This is a genomic window from Candidatus Cryosericum odellii (assembly GCF_003570935.1).
GTDB classification, from domain to species: Bacteria; Caldisericota; Caldisericia; order Cryosericales; family Cryosericaceae; genus Cryosericum; species Cryosericum odellii.
In genome coordinates this window covers 7,200-7,864 of the sequence record NZ_QXIU01000150.1, presented here as the reverse complement: position 1 = coordinate 7,864, position 665 = coordinate 7,200, and the positions used below count along the sequence as shown (strand labels likewise).

Annotated in this window: 1 protein-coding gene; it reads left to right on the top strand. The window is 56.1% G+C overall.

Translation table 11 applies throughout. The features are described 5' to 3' along the window. Positions 1-665, top strand: a 665-nt coding sequence (locus tag SMC5_RS06275; protein WP_243625008.1) for an ABC transporter substrate-binding protein, incomplete at both ends; no start/stop codon positions are given.

Below are 665 nucleotides of genomic sequence, written 5' to 3'. Positions count from 1 at the left end.
CTGATGCCGGTCTGCAAGGCTGTTGTCAGCACGAATGACAAGTGGGCCTCCGATGTCAAGACATATGTGACCGATGGGCCATTCAAGCTCACGCAGTGGTCACACAATGACAAGATGACCTTTGTCAAGAACCCAACGTACTGGGACAGGGATAAGGTCAAACTCACGAAGATCACCTACTACATGGTCGAAGACGCAGCGACGGCTCTGTCCATGTACCAGAGTGGTCAGCTTGATTCTGCCGTGTCCGTGCCTCTCTCCGAGGCGAGTAAATTGGTTGCCTCCGGCGACGCCACGGCGGAGCCGTTCCTCGCGACGCGCTACATGCTGTTTAACACGACCAAGAAACCATTCAGCGACGTCCGCGTTCGCAAGGCTTTGACGCTCGCAATCAATCGTCAGCAGATCACTAAGTCCGTCACGAGAGGCGGAGAAATTCCTGCTCTTGGCTTTGTCGCCAGCGGCATGCCTGACGCCACCAGCAGCAAGGACTTCCGCACTGTGGGCGGCTCATATTACAAGGACAACGACATTGCCACGGCGAAGGCACTGCTTGCTCAGGCCGGCTATCCGAATGGCAAGGGCTTCCCGGCATTCGCCATTGTGAGCGGTACATCGCAAGAGTTGAAGTCTCTTGGCGAGGCAATCCAGGCGATGTGGAAAGT